The organism is Pseudomonas sp. R3.Fl (assembly GCF_023516765.1).
In the GTDB taxonomy this organism is placed as follows: Bacteria; Pseudomonadota; Gammaproteobacteria; order Pseudomonadales; family Pseudomonadaceae; genus Pseudomonas; species Pseudomonas citronellolis.
The window spans coordinates 825,167-840,925 of sequence record NZ_JAMGSO010000001.1; the positions used below are offsets into that span (position 1 = coordinate 825,167).

Annotated in this window: 11 protein-coding genes; 7 read left to right on the top strand and 4 right to left on the bottom strand. The window is 69.3% G+C overall.

The window, feature by feature from the left end; genetic code table 11:
- Positions 1-114 precede the first annotated feature (114 nt).
- Positions 115-762 (bottom strand): GNAT family N-acetyltransferase, encoded by a 648-nt coding sequence (locus M8R19_RS03410; RefSeq protein ID WP_061561340.1) that lies wholly within the window; start codon positions 760-762, stop codon positions 115-117.
- A 149-nt stretch (positions 763-911) separates the two neighbouring features.
- Here M8R19_RS03410 and xthA point away from each other — a divergent pair, with 149 nt between their 5' ends.
- On the top strand, positions 912-1,724 hold the full coding sequence (xthA, locus tag M8R19_RS03415) for an exodeoxyribonuclease III (RefSeq protein ID WP_061561339.1): 813 nt from the start codon (positions 912-914) through the stop codon (positions 1,722-1,724).
- Here the strand turns inward: xthA and M8R19_RS03420 are convergent, their stop codons facing one another.
- Complete coding sequence (locus M8R19_RS03420; RefSeq protein WP_249917025.1) at positions 1,725-5,321, bottom strand: ATP-binding protein; 3,597 nt, start codon at positions 5,319-5,321, stop codon at positions 1,725-1,727.
- A 166-nt stretch (positions 5,322-5,487) separates the two neighbouring features.
- Between M8R19_RS03420 and M8R19_RS03425 the strand changes: the two genes are divergently transcribed.
- The 3 genes from M8R19_RS03425 (at position 5,488) to M8R19_RS03435 (ending at position 8,260) form a co-directional block, all read left to right on the top strand.
- Positions 5,488-6,867 (top strand): substrate-binding domain-containing protein, encoded by a 1,380-nt coding sequence (locus M8R19_RS03425; protein WP_249917026.1) that lies wholly within the window; start codon positions 5,488-5,490, stop codon positions 6,865-6,867.
- 198 nt (positions 6,868-7,065) lie between these two features.
- The gene (locus tag M8R19_RS03430) at positions 7,066-8,106 is read left to right on the top strand and encodes a TerC family protein (protein ID WP_074985351.1); all 1,041 of its coding nucleotides are present in this window, start codon (positions 7,066-7,068) and stop codon (positions 8,104-8,106) included.
- The gene (locus M8R19_RS03435; RefSeq protein WP_009619452.1) at positions 8,075-8,260 is read left to right on the top strand and encodes a hypothetical protein; all 186 of its coding nucleotides are present in this window, start codon (positions 8,075-8,077) and stop codon (positions 8,258-8,260) included. The genes M8R19_RS03430 and M8R19_RS03435 overlap by 32 nt, the downstream gene beginning before the upstream one ends.
- 37 nt (positions 8,261-8,297) lie before the next feature.
- Here the strand turns inward: M8R19_RS03435 and M8R19_RS03440 are convergent, their stop codons facing one another.
- Complete coding sequence (locus M8R19_RS03440) at positions 8,298-8,645, bottom strand: helix-turn-helix domain-containing protein (RefSeq protein WP_074985353.1); 348 nt, start codon at positions 8,643-8,645, stop codon at positions 8,298-8,300.
- A 220-nt stretch (positions 8,646-8,865) separates the two neighbouring features.
- Between M8R19_RS03440 and M8R19_RS03445 the strand changes: the two genes are divergently transcribed.
- Together M8R19_RS03445 and M8R19_RS03450 are read left to right on the top strand one after the other, a co-directional pair.
- Positions 8,866-10,497 (top strand): methyl-accepting chemotaxis protein, encoded by a 1,632-nt coding sequence (locus M8R19_RS03445; protein WP_249917027.1) that lies wholly within the window; start codon positions 8,866-8,868, stop codon positions 10,495-10,497.
- 34 nt (positions 10,498-10,531) lie between these two features.
- Complete coding sequence (locus M8R19_RS03450) at positions 10,532-12,646, top strand: putative bifunctional diguanylate cyclase/phosphodiesterase (protein WP_249917028.1); 2,115 nt, start codon at positions 10,532-10,534, stop codon at positions 12,644-12,646.
- Between the two features lie 630 nt (positions 12,647-13,276).
- Here the strand turns inward: M8R19_RS03450 and M8R19_RS03455 are convergent.
- Entirely contained in the window at positions 13,277-14,485 is a 1,209-nt protein-coding gene (locus M8R19_RS03455; protein ID WP_058489189.1) for an acyl-CoA dehydrogenase, read from the bottom strand.
- A gap of 166 nt (positions 14,486-14,651) precedes the next feature.
- Here M8R19_RS03455 and M8R19_RS03460 point away from each other — a divergent pair, with 166 nt between their 5' ends.
- Positions 14,652-15,581 carry a LysR family transcriptional regulator gene (locus tag M8R19_RS03460; RefSeq protein ID WP_249917029.1) on the top strand — a complete coding sequence of 310 codons (930 nt, stop codon included), beginning with the start codon at positions 14,652-14,654 and terminating at the stop codon, positions 15,579-15,581.
- The last annotated feature ends 178 nt before the right edge of the window (positions 15,582-15,759 follow it).

Consider the following 15,759-nt stretch of genomic DNA (forward strand, 5'->3'; position numbering starts at 1 on the left):
AGCGCTAGCCGAATCGTTCCTTGGAGTCTCATGGCGCGAGATGCTAGCACGATGGCCGTGACAATCCAGCGCCGCGGCCCCTGGGCCGCGGCTTTGCGCGATGGCGAGGGGCTATCAGCCCTCGCGGGCCAGGCGCGCTTCCGGCTGCGGATTGGGGTGGAACAGCACGTGTTCGCGCAGCGGCCCCAGCGCCACTTCGCCTACCTCCTCGTAGCCGTGGCGGCGGTAGAAATCCAGGTAGCGGGCGTTGCCGGTGTCCAGCACCAGGCCCTGGGAATCCACGTCGTCGACGCACCAGGCATGCAGGGCGTCGAGCAGTTGTTCGCCGAGGTGGCGGCCCTGGAATTCCGGGTGCACGCCCAGCAGCGGCAGCACGTGGTAGGGCCCCGGCGGCAGGCAGCCGAGCACGGCCTCGTGGTAGGCCAGGTAGCGCCGCGTGCAGCGGAAGCCGGTGGTGAGCAGCATGCGCATGCGCCAGGCCCAGCTGTCGGTGATGTCCAGGCGGCGTTGTGGCGGGGCGATCAGCGCCACCGCCACCAGGCGCTCGTCGATCACCAGGCCGAGCACCGGCAGGTCTTCGGACAGGTGCCGGTTGGTCAGCTCGCGCACGGTGGCGCGCACCCGCTGGTCGAAGCCGGGGCGGTCGCTTTCGAACAGGTAGGCGAAGGTCGGCTCGTGGCGGTAGGCGTGGTAGAGCAGCGAGCGGATTTCCCGGGCGTAGGAATCGCCCAGCAGGCGGACTTCGGCGAGCGTCTCAGGCATGCGGACACCTCTTGTTATCGTGTTTGGGCCCAGAGCCGAACCCTAGCAGCGCCGCGCCCACACCGCCAGCGGCCGCCTCCAGGCCGTCGCGGCATTTGCCGCTGCCGGCGCCAGCGGCTAGCATCGTCACTTTGCCCAGGACGCTGCGGATGAAAATCGTCTCTTTCAATATCAATGGCTTGCGTGCCCGCCCCGCCCAACTCAAGGCGATCGTCGAGACGCACCAGCCCGACGTCATCGGCCTGCAGGAAACCAAGGTCGCCGACGACCAGTTCCCCCGCGAAGAGATCGAGGCCCTGGGCTACCAGGTGCACTTCCACGGCCAGAAGGGCCACTACGGCGTGGCCCTGCTCTCGCGCCAGGCGCCACTGGAAATCCGCTACGGCTTCCCCAACGACGGCGAGGATGCCCAGCGCCGCTTCATCTGGGGCACCTTCGCCGACGCCGACGGCCAGCCGATCACCGTGATGAACGGCTACTTCCCCCAGGGCGAAAGCCGCGAGCACCCGGTGAAGTTCCCCGCCAAGCAGCGCTTCTACGCCGACCTGCAGCAGTTGCTGGAAAGCCAGTTCAAGCCCGAGCAGCGCCTGGTGATCATGGGCGACATCAACATCTCGCCGGAAGACTGCGACATCGGCATCGGCGAGGAGAACCGCAAGCGCTGGCTGCGCACCGGCAAGTGCAGCTTCCTCCCCGAGGAGCGCGAGTGGCTGGGCAAGCTCAAGGCCTGGGGCCTGGTGGACAGCTTCCGCCAGTTGCACCCGCAGGTGGACGACCGCTTCAGCTGGTTCGACTACCGCAGCCGCGGTTTCGAGGACGAGCCCAAGCGCGGCCTGCGCATCGACGTCATCCTCGCCTCCGAGGCGCTGCGCCCGCGCCTGGCCGACGCCGGCATCGACTACCAGATCCGCGGCATGGAAAAACCCTCCGACCACGCGCCCATCTGGCTCAAGCTGAGCTGATCAGCCAGCGGCGCGCGCCAGCCAGTCGGCCAGCGCGCGCTGCAGTCCGGCCAGCGCCGCGTCGGCCTGGCCCAGGCGCGCTTCCAACCCCTCGCCGTCGCCTTCGCAGATTCTCTGCAGGGCGCGGCAATGCCCTTCCGCCTCGGCGGCGCCGATGATCGCCGCGGCGCCGGCCAGGCGGTGCGCCAGGTCGCCCAGCGCCTTGCGGTCGCCACGGCTGCAGGCCTGGTGCAGCTGCTCGATGTCGCCGGCATTGGCCTGCGCCAGGGTCCGCACGAACTCCCGCGCCGCCTCGCTCTCCAGCGGCTGCGGGCCGAACAGGCCGCGCAGGTCGAAGGTCGCCTCGGCGGCCGGCTCGGCCAGCCCGGCCGGCGCCATGCGCTGCGCGCCGGCCAGCGACTGGGCCAGCATGTCGAGGGTCAGCGGCTTGAACAGCACCTGGTCCATGCCGGCGTCGCGGCAGCGCTGCACTTCTTCCTCCTGGGCGTTGGCCGTGGCGCCGATCACCCGGCAGCGCCGCCGCCCTTGCTCCCGCTCGTGGGCGCGGATGCGCCGGCTCAGCTCGTAGCCGTCGACGCCGGGCATCCGGCAATCGCTGATGACCGCATCGAAGTCGCCGGCCAGCCAGGCCTGCCAGCCCTCCTCGCCGCCAGCCGCCAGGGTGGCGCTGTGGCCCAGGTGCGCCAGTTGCTGGTGGAACACCATGCGGTTGGCCGGGTGGTCGTCCACCGCCAGCACCCGCAGCGCGCCCGTGGCGCTGGCGCTGGCGCCCGGTTGCGTGGCGTCCGGCGGCGCCTCGGTGAGCGCCAGCGGCAGGCGCACGCTGAAGCAGGAACCTTGGCCGGGCTCGCTGCGCAGGCCGAAGGCGCCGCCCATCAGCTGCACCAGGCGCTGGCTGATGTGCAGCCCAAGGCCAGTGCCCTGGCGGCTGGCGCCCTGCTCCACCTGGACGAAGGGCTGGAACAGCCGGGCCTGGTCCTCGGCGGAAATGCCGATGCCGCTGTCGATCACCTCCACCAGCAGTTCCAGGCGCTCGCCCTGGCGCAGGGCGCTGGCCCGCACGCGCACGCCGCCGCGCTCGGTGAACTTCACCGCGTTGTTCAGCAGGTTGAACAGCACCTGCTTGAAGCGCAGCGCATCCAGCAGCACCCAGTGGTCCAGCTCGCCCTCGGTTTCCAGGTCCAGGCCCAGGCCCTTCTGCGTGGCCAGGCCGGCGAACAGCGCCACCGCGCCTTCGATCTCGCGGCGCAGCAGCGCCGGCTGCGGCGTGGAGTCGATGCGCCCGGACTCGATGCGCGCCAGGTCCAGCACGTTGCCGATCAGCATCAGCAGGGCCCGCGCGGCGTCCTGCGCCACTTCCAGCGCCTCGCGGTCGAGCACGCCGCCGCGGGCCTTTTCCAGCACCAGTTCCTGCAGGCCGACGATGGCGTTCATCGGCGTGCGGATCTCGTGGCTCATGGTCGAGAGGAACTGGCTCTTGGCGGCGCTGGCCTGGTCCGCGCGCTGCCGCTCGCGCTCCAGCTGGTTGATCAGTTGCTGGCGCTCGGTCAGGTCGACCCAGCCACCGATCACGCCCTGCACCACGCCGTCGCCATCGTGCTGGGCCACCGCCCAGTGGTAGACGTAGTGATCGCCGTCGCGCAGGCGCAGCACGTAGTCGCCCGGCGCCGGCATCTCGCCGTCGGTCACCTGCTGGCGGTGCACCTGCATCAGGCGCTCGGCCTCCTCCTCGGGGAACCAGCCCAGCTCGCCGATGGCCTTGCCCAGGCAGCCCTCCAGGCGCGCATCGAACATGCGCAGCATGGCCTGGTTGCAGAGGTCCAGGTGGCCCTCGCGGTCGAGGCGGTAGACCGGGTTGGGCAGCGCCTCGATCAATTCGTTGAGCAGCCCCACCTGGGCGCCCAGGCGCCGCTCGGCGCGCCGCGTGCGCAGCACCTGGCGGTTGAGGTAGAAGCCCCAGACCAGCGACAGCAGCACCAGCGCGCCGGCCAGCGCGGCGCCGCTGAGGATCGCCTGGCGGTGCTCGGCCCAGAAGTCGCCGCCGCCGGAGGCCAGGCGCGGTTCCCAGCGCCGTACCAACTCGGCCACCTCCTCCGGGTCCACCGACAGCTGGGCCTTCTCCAGGATGGAATAAAGCTCCGGTTGGTCCGGCCGCACGCCGATGCTGAAGGGGGTGCTCAGGTCTTCGAGTATGCCGGCGACCTTGAGGCTGTCCTTGAACTCGCCGGCGATCAGCGCGCGGGCGCTGAACAGGGTGCTGACGGCCGCCTCGCTGCGCTGCTCGGCCACCTCGCGCAGGGCCTGGCGCTGGTTGCCCGCCGACTCCAGGCGGGTGTCCGGGTAGCGCTCGATCAGCGCGCGGTTGAGGTAGGGGTCGATGGCGATGGACACGCGCTTGCCGGCCAGGTCGTGGAGGTCGTGGACGGCCGCCGCGTCCTTGCGCATCACCAGGAGCATGGTGGCCCGCAGGTAGGGTGGCAGCAGCGCCAGGCCCTCGTTGCTCGGCGGCACCACCGGCGTCAGCCAGGCGCGCCCGGCGTGCAGCTCACGGAACACGTCGGCGTAGTCGTCCACCGCGGCATAGGCGAAGCGCAGGCCGGAGCGCTGGCCCAGCAGGTCCAGGTAATCGCGGGCGATGCCGCTGACGCGCCCGTCGGCGTCGGCCTGGGCCAGCGAGCCGCTGTGGCGGTTGACCACCACCGGCACCCGCGGGTGCTCGGCCAGCCAGCGGTTTTCCCGCGGCGTCAGCACCACCCGCTGGCCGCCCAGGCGCAGGCGCTCGCCGGCGCTCCAGCGGCGCAGGATCTCCTCGTTGCGCTGCACGTCAATGCGCGCCAGGCCGCGGTCCACCAGGCCGAGCAGGCGCTCCTCGCCGGGCCGCATGAGGAAGCCGAAACCGGCGCTCTCCAGCGGCGCGAAGTTGTCGATGCGCAGGTTGAACAGGTAGTTCATGTTGATCAGGTAGTGCACCGACAGCGCATCGCCGAGCATGCCGTCGACGTTGCCCAGGCTCAGCGCCTCCAGGGCCCGCAGCGGCGAGGCGAAGAGCAGGACGCGGCTGTTGGGATAGGCCGCCTGCACCTGGGCCAGGCGCAGGTAGTCGGCCACCAGCGCGAGGGTGGTGCCGGGGCGGCTGGCGTCGAACGGGCGGGCATCGTCGCTGACCAGCACCGGCTGGTCCTGCAGGTAGGCGCGGCTGAGCAGCAGGCCGCGGGCCTCGGCCTCGCTGGCGGTGCCGCCGCAGACCATGTCGATCTCGCCCTTGCGCAGCGCCTCCAGCGCCGCCTCCCGCGAGGGGTAGGCATAGACGCGCTGGTAGCTGCCGGCCAGCAGCCCCAGGTAGTCGGCGCTGACGCCCTCCAGGCGGCCGCCGCCGACGATCTGCAGCGGCGGCCGGTCGACCTGCGCCACGCCGACGCGCAGCGGGCCGCGCTGCGCCAGCCAGTCCCGCTCGGCGGGGCTCAGCCAGCTATTGGGCATGTGCGCGCTGTAGCCGGAGAGGGTCAGCGGTTGCAGCGGCGGCTGGTCGACGGCCAGGGCCGGCGCCGCGCCCAGCAGCAGGGCAGAGCAGAGGATGAGGCCGCGTACTGGGGACATGGCGCTCCTTGCGGGAATGGCTCGGCAGCCCGGACGGACCGCTGCTGAATGACTATAGCCAAAGCGGCGGCGCCCACCCGGCGCGCCCGCAAGGCCCGGCGTCACCGCACTGAAACCTTGCCCGCCTATGCTCCCGGCCTCGTCCGCAACCGCCCTGGAATCACCGATGCCGCACTTCACGCGCCACGACAAGGACGCCTGGCCCGTCACCCTCGCCTGGCTGATCATCGCCTTCGTCTGCTACGCCCTGCCCTGGCACGCCTTCGCCGCCCTGCCCGCCGCCCCGGAGGGCCAGCCGGTGCTGCGCATCCAGGGCTCCAACACCATAGGCGCGCACCTGCTGCCGGAACTGGTGAAGGGGCTGTTGCTGGAACAGGGCTACAAGGCCATCCTCGCCGAGCCCGGCCAGGCGCAGAACGAAACGCGGGTCCGCGCCCGCGACGCCCAGGGCCGCGACGTCGTGGTGGAGATCGCCGCCCACGGCAGCAGCACCGGCTTCGCCGCGCTGAAGGACGGCAGCGCCGAGATCGCCGCCGCCTCGCGGCCGATCAAGGACGCCGAGGCCGCGGCCCTGTCCGCCTCGGGCAACCTGCGCGGCGCCAAGGCCGAGCAGGTGATCGGCATCGACGGCCTGGCCATCGTCGTGCACCCGGACAACCCGCTGCGCGAGCTAACCACCGCCCAACTGGCCCAGGTCTTCGCCGGCGAGGTGAAGACCTGGGAAGATCTCGGCGGCCGCGGCGGCGCCATCCACCTGTACGCCCGCGACGACAACTCCGGCACCTTCGATACCTTCAAGGAACTGGTGCTGGCCAGCCAGGGCAAGGCCCTCGCCGCCTCCGCCCAGCGCTTCGAATCCAGCGACGCGCTGTCGGCACAAGTCGGCGCGGACCCGCAGGGCATCGGCTTCGTCGGCCTGGCCTCGGTGCTCAAGGCGCGCGCCCTGGCCATCGCCGACGGCGAGTCGCGGGCGATGCTGCCCTCCCCCGGCAGCATCGCCACCGAGGACTACCCGCTGTCGCGCCGCCTGTACCTGTACATCAAGCCCAACGAGCGCAACCCCTGGGCCCAGGCCCTGGTGCAGTTCGCCCAGGGCGACCGCGGCCAGGCCCTGGTCAGCGGCAGCGGCTTCGTCGGCCAGCGCGTGCAGGCCATGCGCGTGCAGCCCGCCGAGGGCATGCCCGAGCAGTACAAGGCCCTGGCCCGCGAGGCCCGGCGGCTGTCGCTGAACTTCCGCTTCCACGAGGGCAGCGCCACCCTGGACAACAAGGCCCAGCGCGACGTCGAGCGCCTGCTGGCCTACCTGCGCCAGCACGACAAGCTCGACGGCAAGGCGGTGCTGGTCGGCTTCGGCGACGCCCGCCAGGACCCGGCCCGCGCCCAACTGCTGTCCAAGCTGCGGGCCATGGCTGTGCGCCGCGAACTGGCCAGGGAAGGCGTGGTCTTCCACGGCATCGAGGGCATGGGCGCGGCCCTGCCGGTGGCGGCCAACGACGACCAGGAAGGCCGGGTGAAGAACCGCCGCGTGGAGGTCTGGGTGTACTGACCCAAGGCAGCCCAAGGCGCCCGGCGCTGGTCTAGGCTGTAATGCAGGAGTGAATGGGTCGTAGGAACTTGTTACCTTCCCCCGCTTGCCTCGCGACCACGCTCTGTTATTTTTCCCGCCGTGACGCCGGGCCCCTCTGACGGTCGCTGACCGCCATGTCGGAGTCACTTTCGACAACGACAGCAAGAGAGGGCCCGCATGGCACCCCTATTGGATTTCCTCAACACCCCCTTCCTCGGCACCGCCGCCTGGTTCTGGCTGCTGTTCCTGGCCATCGTCATCCTCCTCCTGTTCCTCGACCTGGGCGTGCTGCAGCGCGACCACCACGAGATCGGCGTGCGCGAGAGCCTGCTGCTCTCGGCCGGCTACTTCAGCTGCGGCCTGGCCTTCGGCGGTTTCGTCTGGTACGAGTTCGGCGCCACCAGCGCCATGGAGTACTACACCGGCTTCCTGGTGGAACAGTCGCTGTCGATGGACAACGTGTTCGTCATGGCGATGATCTTCGGCTTCTTCGGCATCCCCCGCCGCTACCAGCACCAGGTGCTGTTCTGGGGCATCCTCGGCGCCATCGTCATGCGCGCCATCATGATCGGCCTGGGCGCCGCGCTGGTCAGCGAGTTCGAGTGGATCATGTACGTGTTCGGCGCCTTCCTGCTGTTCAGCGGCGTGAAGATGCTGCTGGTCAAGCACGAGGAAGAACCCGACCTGGCCAACAACCCGGTGCTGCGCTTTTTGCGCAAGCACATCCGCGTCACCGAGCAGCTCCACGAGCACCACTTCTTCGTGCGCAAGCCGGACGCCAGCGGCAAGCTGGTGCGCTTCGCCACCCCGCTGTTCCTGGCGCTGATCCTGATCGAGCTGGCCGACGTGGTGTTCGCGGTGGACAGCGTGCCGGCGATCTTCGCCATCACCAAGGACCCGTTCATCGTCTACACCTCGAACATCTTCGCCATCCTCGGCCTGCGCGCCCTGTACTTCTCGCTGGCGGCGATGATCCACCGCTTCGTCTACCTGAAGTACGCCCTGGCCCTGGTGCTGGTGTTCATCGGCGCGAAGATCTTCGCCCACGGCTTCATCGGCAAGGTTCCCGCCGTGCTCTCGCTTGGGGTAACCTTCGGCCTGCTCGCTGGTGGCATACTGCTGTCACTGCTCAAGACGCGCAAGGCAGGCGAGCAGGAGCTGGAAATCGTCAGCCGGGAGACCCTGCATGCAGGACGAGGTGAAGATCGAGGCCATTGAAGTCCAGGGCCGGCCCTGGTGGCTGGTGCGCCTGGGCCGCCGCGGCCTGCGCTTTTCCCAGGAATCCCTGGCCCGCGCCTTCGCCGCCCAGTTGCATGTGCGCCGCCAGTGGTGGCAGCAGCGCGGCGAAGACGAACCCAACGAACGCACCTGAGCCCCCGCCCGCCGCCGGCGGGGCGCTCGCAGCGGCGCTAGTGGCTGCGCCGGCCCTTGAGCACCTTGACGATCTCGCCGATCAGGTTCACCACCAGCACCCGCTCGCTTTCCGCCAGCTCCTGAAGCAGGTCGCCGATGGCCTCGGCCTGCTCGGCGACGTCGATCGAATCCTTGCGGAAGAGGTCGCTCAGCGGGCATTCGAGAATCTCCGCGATCTGCCCCAGGCGATGCAACGTCGGCGATATCACGCCGTTCTCCATGCGGCTGATGGTTTCCTTCTCCACCCCTATCCCCTCTGCTATCTGTGCCTGCGTCAGCCCCTTGGCCCTGCGGCGGTTGGCGATGGCTGCGCCGACTTCATGGACCACGTTCCGACCTTTCATGCGAATTGACCTCATACATCATCCGATATAACGCCTCAAGCCATTTTCAGGGGAGCTTGCGTGCGGCTGAAGGACGCATGACGTCTACAAATGTTTCTTAATAGATCATTGACTAATTGACTTTCCTTTTCACGGGAGAACAGGATAGGGCTGATTGCCATCACTTCGCCCCCATGGCGCAGCCGGTCCGATGGTGGTTTGCCACGAAAGGAAGTCCGCAATGTTGTCCAAGCTGAAAATACGCACGGGAATGCTCATCGTCCTGGCCGCCCTGGCCGCCGCCCTCCTGCTCTCGATCTTCACCGGCTGGAACAGCGCCCGCAGCAGCGACCAGCAGATCCAGTCGCTGAACCGCGTGGCGGTGGAGCGCAACAACCAGTTGCAGAAAGCCTACGCACGCCTGCTGCGCGCGCGCATCGCCATGGCCGGCGCCTTCCTCGAAGCGCGCGCCGGCGATGCCGACAAGGCCCGCGTCAGCGTGCAGCGCAGCGAGGAACTGTTCCGCGAGGCCGGCGAGAGCTTCGCCCACTTCAGCCAGTCCAATGGCGAGGAGGCGGACTGGCAGGCCCAGGGCAAGGCGCTGCAGGCGGCCTTCAACGACTACAACGCGGTGCTGGTGGAGCAGATGCAGGTGCTGCGCGCCGGCTCGGAGAGCGGCTACATCCAGAGCAACCTCAAGGCGCGCGAGGCCAACGACCGCCTCGACCAGGCGCTGCTGGCCTTCGAAAGCCGGATCGAGGCGCACGCCCAGGCGGTGATGCTCGACGCCCACCAGCGCTACGCCATGGCGCGCGTGGAAGCCATCGCCCTGGCCAGCCTGGCGGTGCTGCTGCTCGGCGCCTGCTGGTGGTTCATCGCCCGTTGCGTGCTCGCCCCGCTGCGCGAGGCCGGCGAGCATTGCGACCGGCTGGCGCTGGGCGACCTGCGCCAAGGCATCGCGGCCGGCGCGGACAACGAGATCGGCCAACTGCTCGGCGCCCTCGGCCACATGCAGGACGGCCAGCGCGGCATGCTCAGCGGCATCTCCGCCTCGGCCAGCCGCCTGGCCGCGGCCGCCGAGGAGCTCAGCGCGGTGACCGAGGACGGCAACCAGGGCCTGAGCCAGCAGCACCGCGAGCTGGAACAGGCGGCCACCGCCGTCACCGAGATGACCAGCGCGGCCGAGGAAGTGGCGCGCAACGCCAGCGCCACCTCGGAAACCTCCCAGGCCTCCAACCAGCTCACCCAGCAGAGCCGCAACCAGGTGCGCACCACCCTGGAGGAGATCGGCGCCATGGCCGACGGCATCCAGGCCGTGGCCCAGCACGTGCAGACGCTGGAGGCCCAGGCCAACGGCATCGGCAAGGTGCTCGACGTGATCCGCGCGGTCTCCGAGCAGACCAACCTGCTCGCCCTCAACGCCGCCATCGAGGCGGCGCGCGCCGGGGAAGCCGGGCGCGGCTTCGCGGTGGTCGCCGACGAGGTGCGCACCCTGGCGCACCGCACCCAGGACTCGACCCAGGAAATCGAGCAGATGATCGAGGAAATCCAGCAGGGCACCGGGCGCGCCGTCGAATCCATGAACGCAAGCGCCCAGCGCTCGCGGGCGACGCTGGAACGCACGCGCGCCTCGGGGCAGACCCTGGAGCAGGTGTTCGAGACCATCGGCCAGATCAGCGAGCGCAACCTGGTCATCGCCAGCGCCGCGGAGGAACAGGCCCAGGTGGCCCGCGAGGTGGACCACAACCTGCTGAACATCCGCGACCTGTCCACCCGCGCCGCGGCCGGCGCCCAGCAGACCAGCGCCGCCAGCCACGAGCTGTCGCGCCTGGCGGTGGAGCTCAACGACATGGTGCTGCGCTTCAAGCTCTAGCCCCGTTCCTCGACCACCAGGCCGGAGTGCAAGCATGCCGATCCGCAGTATTCCCGACCTCCCCCGGATGCTCTCCGAAGCCCTGGAGCATGCCGAGACCGCTCTTTGCATCAACGACGACGGGCAGCGCCTGCTGTACTGCAACCGCGCCTTCGGCCGGCTGCTCGGCCATGCCCCGGAAAGCCTGGTGGGCCGCCCGTTCGACGAACTGGTGGACGCGCGGCCGGCGGCCAACGGCCGCGTGGAAGCCCTGGTGCGCTGCCATGACGGCCGGCGCATCTGGTGCGGCATCGCCAGCACCGGGCTGAACCGCGCCACCGGCGAGCCCGACCTGCAGCTGCTGGCGCTCACCGAGATCACCCAGTCGAAAATCCACGAGGTGCTGCTGGACCGCCTGCTCGAAGGCATGGCCCGCGACGAGCCGCCGGAACACCTGATGGAAGCGGCCTGCCTGGAGATCGAACGGCTGCTGCCGCGGACCAGCGCCTCGGTCCTGCGCGTCAACGCCGGGCGCCTGCACCCGCTGGCCGGGCCGAGCCTGCCGCCCGCCTACCTGCAGGCCCTGGACGGCCTGCCCCTGGGCGACGGCCCGGGCAGCGAGGGCGCCTGGGCCGGCGAGGTCGAGCGCCATCCGCTGTGGTCCGCCTACCGCCACCTGCTGCCGCCGGAGCTGCGCAGCTGCAGCATCACGCCGATCCGCTCCAGCGCCGGCCAGCTGATCGGCAGCTTCGTCTGCTACGGCCGGGGGGAACAGGCGCCCTGCGCGACGCAACAATGCCTGCTGGACATCTGCACGCACCTCTGCGCGCTGGTGCTGGAGCGCGACCAGGCGCGCACGCGCATCCACCAGCTCGCCTACTACGACGACCTCACCGGCCTGCCCAACCGCCACCTGCTGCAGAACCTGGCCAGCGCCGAACTGGCCGGCGCCGCCGCGCGCCGGCAGGGCCTGGCGGTGCTGTACATCGGCCTGGATCGCTTCCGCCAGATCAACGATTCCTTCGGCCGCCCCTCCGGCGACGAGCTGCTGCGCACCATCGCCCGGCGCCTGCGCCAGGCCTGCCGCGACGAGGACCACGTCGGGCGCCAGACCAACGACGAATTCGTCGTCCTGCTGCCGGGCTGCGACCGCGCGGCGGCCGGTGTCCACCTCTCCCGCCTGAAGGCCGCCCTCGACGCGCCCTGGCGCGTCGCCGGCGCGCCCCACAACCCGTCGGCGAGCATCGGCATCAGCCTGTTCCCGGAGGATGGCGAGGACTTCCAGAGCCTGCTGCGCCATGCGGCGATGGCGATGAACCAGGCCAAGGGCAAAGGCAAGGGCCGCGGCGGCCAGGTGTTCTTCAGCGAGGAACTGGAGCGCCTGGCGCAGGAACGCGTGGCGCTGGAGAGCGCCCTGCGCGAAGCCCTCGCCAGGCAGCGCCTGCACCTGAACTACCAGCCGCTGGTGGACATCCGCGCGGGCCGCCTGCGCGGCACCGAGGTCCTGGCCCGCTGGCACCACCCGCAGCTGGGCAACATCTCCCCGGAGCGCTTCATCCCCCTCTCCGAGGAATGCGGGCTGAGCATCGAACTGGGCCGCTGGGTGCTGCGCGAAGCCTGCCGGCAACTGGCCGAGTGGCGCCACGCGGGCCTGCAGGTGCCGGAGATATCGGTCAACCTGTCCGCCGGCGACTTCCAGGACCCGCAACTGCCCGTCGCGGTGCTGCGTACATTGGAAGAGCACGGCCTGCACGGCACCGACCTGACCCTGGAAATCACCGAAAGCGCGCTGATGGAAGCCGACAGCGACACCCTGGGCGTGCTCGACCAGTTGCACGAACTGGGCATCCGCCTGTCCCTGGACGACTTCGGCACCGGCTACTCCAGCCTGGCCCGGCTGAACCGCCTGCCGGTGCAGGAACTGAAGCTGGACCGCAGCTTCGTCCGCGACCTGGAGAGCAACAGCACCAGCCGCACCCTCAGCGACGCCGTGCTGAACATCGGCCGCAGCCTGGGCATGACGGTGGTCGCCGAGGGCATCGAGAACCCCGAGCAACTGCGCATCCTCGAAGCCCAGGGCTACACGGTGGCCCAGGGCTACCTGCTGTCCCCGCCGCTACCGGCCGAAGGGTTCGCGGCATGGCTGAAGGCGAGGCAGTTGGCGGGGTGATTCTGTAGGAGCGAGCTTGCTCGCGAACCGGGCAGTCACTGGGTTCCCGCGTTCGCGGGAATGACGGGGGGGAATAGGAGTTTCAGGATGGCTCCGAATTCGCCGCCCACTCCGAACGGCCCCCTCTCCCTTCAGGGAGAGGGTTGGGGAGAGGGCGCTCTCAACCCCAGCACCTAAGCCACCGGGGAAACCCCGTTAGGCTGCGGCGTATAACCGCGAACGGTTATACGCCCTACATTTCAGGATGACGCCGGATTCACCGCCCACTCCGAACGGCCCCCTCTCCCTCCGGGAGAGGGCTGGGGTGAGGGCGCTCTCAAGCCCAGCACCTGCGCCACCGGGGAAACCCCGTTAGGTTACGGCGTATAACCGCGAACGGTTATACGCCCTACGTTTCAGGACGACGCCGGACTCACCGCCCACTCCGAACGGCCCCCTCTCCCTCCGGGAGAGGGCTGGGGTGAGGGCGCTCTCAAGCCCAGCACCTACGCCACCGGGAAACCCCGTTCGCGAGCAAGCTCGCTCCTACAAAAAACCACCCGGGCGAGGCACGAATGCAAGAACGCCGCTTCCCCTTCGGAGAAACGGCGTTCCCGTGACCCACATGGGGCCTCAGCTACCAACCGGCACTCACTTGCCCATGTACTTGCCGATCTCGTACTTGCCGATGGCCATGCGGTGCACTTCGTCCGGGCCGTCGGCCAGGCGCAGGGTGCGCTGCATGGAGTACCAGTAGGCCAGCGGGAAGTCGTTGGAGACGCCGGCGCCGCCGTGGATCTGGATGGCGCGGTCGATCACCTGCAGGGCGACGTTGGGCGCCACCACCTTGATCTGGGCGATCTCGCTCTGGGCGATCTTGTTGCCCACGGTGTCCATCATGTACGCGGCGTTGAGGGTCAGCAGGCGGGCCTGGTTGATCTCGATGCGCGAGTTGGCGATGTGGTCGATGTTGCCGCCAAGGCGCGCCAGCGGCTTGCCGAAGGCGGTGCGGCTGGTGGCGCGCTTGCACATCAGTTCCAGGGCGCGCTCGGCCATACCGATGGAGCGCATGCAGTGGTGGATGCGGCCCGGGCCGAGGCGGCCCTGGGCAATCTCGAAGCCACGGCCTTCGCCCAGCAGCACGTTCTCGTAGGGCACGCGGACGTTCTCGAAGAGCACCTCGGCGTGGCCGTGGGGCGCGTCGTCGTAGCCGAACACCGGCAGCGGGCGGAGGATCTTCACCCCGGGGGCGTCGCTGGGCACCAGGATCATCGAGTGCTGCTGGTGGCGCGGCGCGTCCGGGTTGGTCAGGCCCATGAAGATCATCACCTTGCAGCGCGGGTCGCAGGCGCCGGAGGTCCACCACTTGCGGCCGTTGATGACCCACTCGTCACCGTCGCGCACGGCGTTGGCCTGCATGTTGGTGGCGTCGGAGGAAGCCACGCCCGGCTCGGTCATGGCGAAGGCGGAACGGATTTCGCCGCGCAGCAGCGGCTCCAGCCAGGTGCGCTTCTGTTCCTCGCTGCCGTAGCGGACGAGGGTCTCCATGTTGCCGGTATCCGGGGCCGAGCAGTTGAACGGCTCGGCGCCGATCAGCGAGCGGCCCATGATTTCCGCCAGCGGGGCGTATTCCATGTTGGTCAGGCCGGCGCCGTATTCGGACTCGGGCAGGAACAGGTTCCACAGGCCCTCGGCCTTGGCGCGGGCCTTGAGGTCCTCCATGACCTGGGTCGGCTGCCAGCGGTCGCCTTCGGCTACCTGTTGCTCGAAGACGCTCTCGGCGGGATAGACATAGGCTTCCATGAACGCGGTGACGCGTTCACGCAGATCCTGGACCTTGGCGGAATAGGCGAAATCCATGGGGGCTACCTTCTGGCAGGGGTTTGTCTTGTGTCGAGGAAGATGCTAGAACAGGCAGCACGATTTACCTAGCCTATTATCCGAATCAATGAACATTCATAACCCGCATGATGGTCCGCCATCCCGGGTATGATCCGGCCACAACAATGACAAGCGGAGCCACGGGATGAACCTGAACAAGGTCGACCTGAATCTGTTCATCGTCTTCGATGCCATCTACACCGAAGCCAACCTCACCCGCGCCGGACAGATCGTCGGCATCACCCAGCCCGCGGTGTCCAACGCCCTCGCCCGCCTGCGCGAGACCTTCAACGACCCGCTGTTCGTGCGCACCGCCCAGGGCATGGTGCCCACGCCCATGGCGCAGAACATCATCGGCCCGGTGCGCAACGCCCTGCAGCTGCTGCGCGTGTCGGTGCAGGAAAGCCGCACCTTCACCCCGCAGCAGGCGAGCAAGACCTACCGCATCAGCATGACCGACCTCACCGAGGCCATCATCCTGCCGCCGCTGTTCCAGCGCCTGCGCCGCCAGGCGCCCAACGTGCACATCGAGAGCTTCCTCTCCAAGCGCCGCGAGACCACCAAGGAACTGGCCGCCGGGCGCCTGGACTTCGCCGTGGACGCGCCGCTGAACACCGACCCGCAGGTGCGCCACGTCAAGCTGATGGAAGACCGCTACGTCTGCGCCATGCGCCACGGCCACCCGCTGGCCAGGCCGAAGCTGAGCCTGGAGGAGTACCTGTCGCTGACGCACATCCAGATCTCCAGCCGCCGCAGCGGCCTGGGCTACATCGACCTGTCCCTGGGCAAGATGGGCCTGCAGCGCAAGATCGCCCTTCGCTCGCAGCACTACCTGATGGCCTCCAACGTGGTGCAGCAGACCGACATGGCGGTGACGGTGCCCGAGCGCTTCGCCCGCCACCACAGCCTGCACTACGTGGACCTGCCGGTGAGCGACGTGCCCAAGCTGGAAACCCACCTGTACTGGCACGAGAGCACCGACCAGGACCCGGCCAACCGCTGGATGCGCGAGCAACTGATCGAGCTGTGCCAGCAGGTCACCGCCCGCGAGGCGCGGGAAGCGCAGCAGTCCTGAAGCCCCTGGAGCCGCCGGCAACCTCGACGCCCGCCGCCCCCCCCAAACGCGCATTGTAGGGCGTACAACCGTTCGCGGTTGTACGCCGTCGCCCCACGCACCATAGGCCCGGTAGTGCCGATTTCGTAATCGGCCAGGGTTTCCGGAACCCCGCCGCGCGAGAACCGGCCACGGTGAG

Excerpts from the sequence above, each read along its gene's own strand:
- M8R19_RS03455 (WP_058489189.1), bottom strand. The coding sequence starts at position 14,485 with ATGGATTTCGCCTATTCCGCCAAGGTCCAGGATCTGCGTGAACGCGTC.
- M8R19_RS03440 (WP_074985353.1), bottom strand. The coding sequence starts at position 8,645 with ATGAAAGGTCGGAACGTGGTCCATGAAGTCGGCGCAGCCATCGCCAAC.
- M8R19_RS03425 (WP_249917026.1), top strand. The coding sequence starts at position 5,488 with ATGCCGCACTTCACGCGCCACGACAAGGACGCCTGGCCCGTCACCCTC.
- M8R19_RS03420 (WP_249917025.1), bottom strand. The coding sequence starts at position 5,321 with ATGTCCCCAGTACGCGGCCTCATCCTCTGCTCTGCCCTGCTGCTGGGC.
- xthA (WP_061561339.1), top strand. The coding sequence starts at position 912 with ATGAAAATCGTCTCTTTCAATATCAATGGCTTGCGTGCCCGCCCCGCC.
- M8R19_RS03435 (WP_009619452.1), top strand. The coding sequence starts at position 8,075 with ATGCAGGACGAGGTGAAGATCGAGGCCATTGAAGTCCAGGGCCGGCCC.
- M8R19_RS03460 (WP_249917029.1), top strand. The coding sequence starts at position 14,652 with ATGAACCTGAACAAGGTCGACCTGAATCTGTTCATCGTCTTCGATGCC.
- M8R19_RS03430 (WP_074985351.1), top strand. The coding sequence starts at position 7,066 with ATGGCACCCCTATTGGATTTCCTCAACACCCCCTTCCTCGGCACCGCC.
- M8R19_RS03445 (WP_249917027.1), top strand. The coding sequence starts at position 8,866 with ATGTTGTCCAAGCTGAAAATACGCACGGGAATGCTCATCGTCCTGGCC.
- M8R19_RS03410 (WP_061561340.1), bottom strand. The coding sequence starts at position 762 with ATGCCTGAGACGCTCGCCGAAGTCCGCCTGCTGGGCGATTCCTACGCC.
- M8R19_RS03450 (WP_249917028.1), top strand. The coding sequence starts at position 10,532 with ATGCCGATCCGCAGTATTCCCGACCTCCCCCGGATGCTCTCCGAAGCC.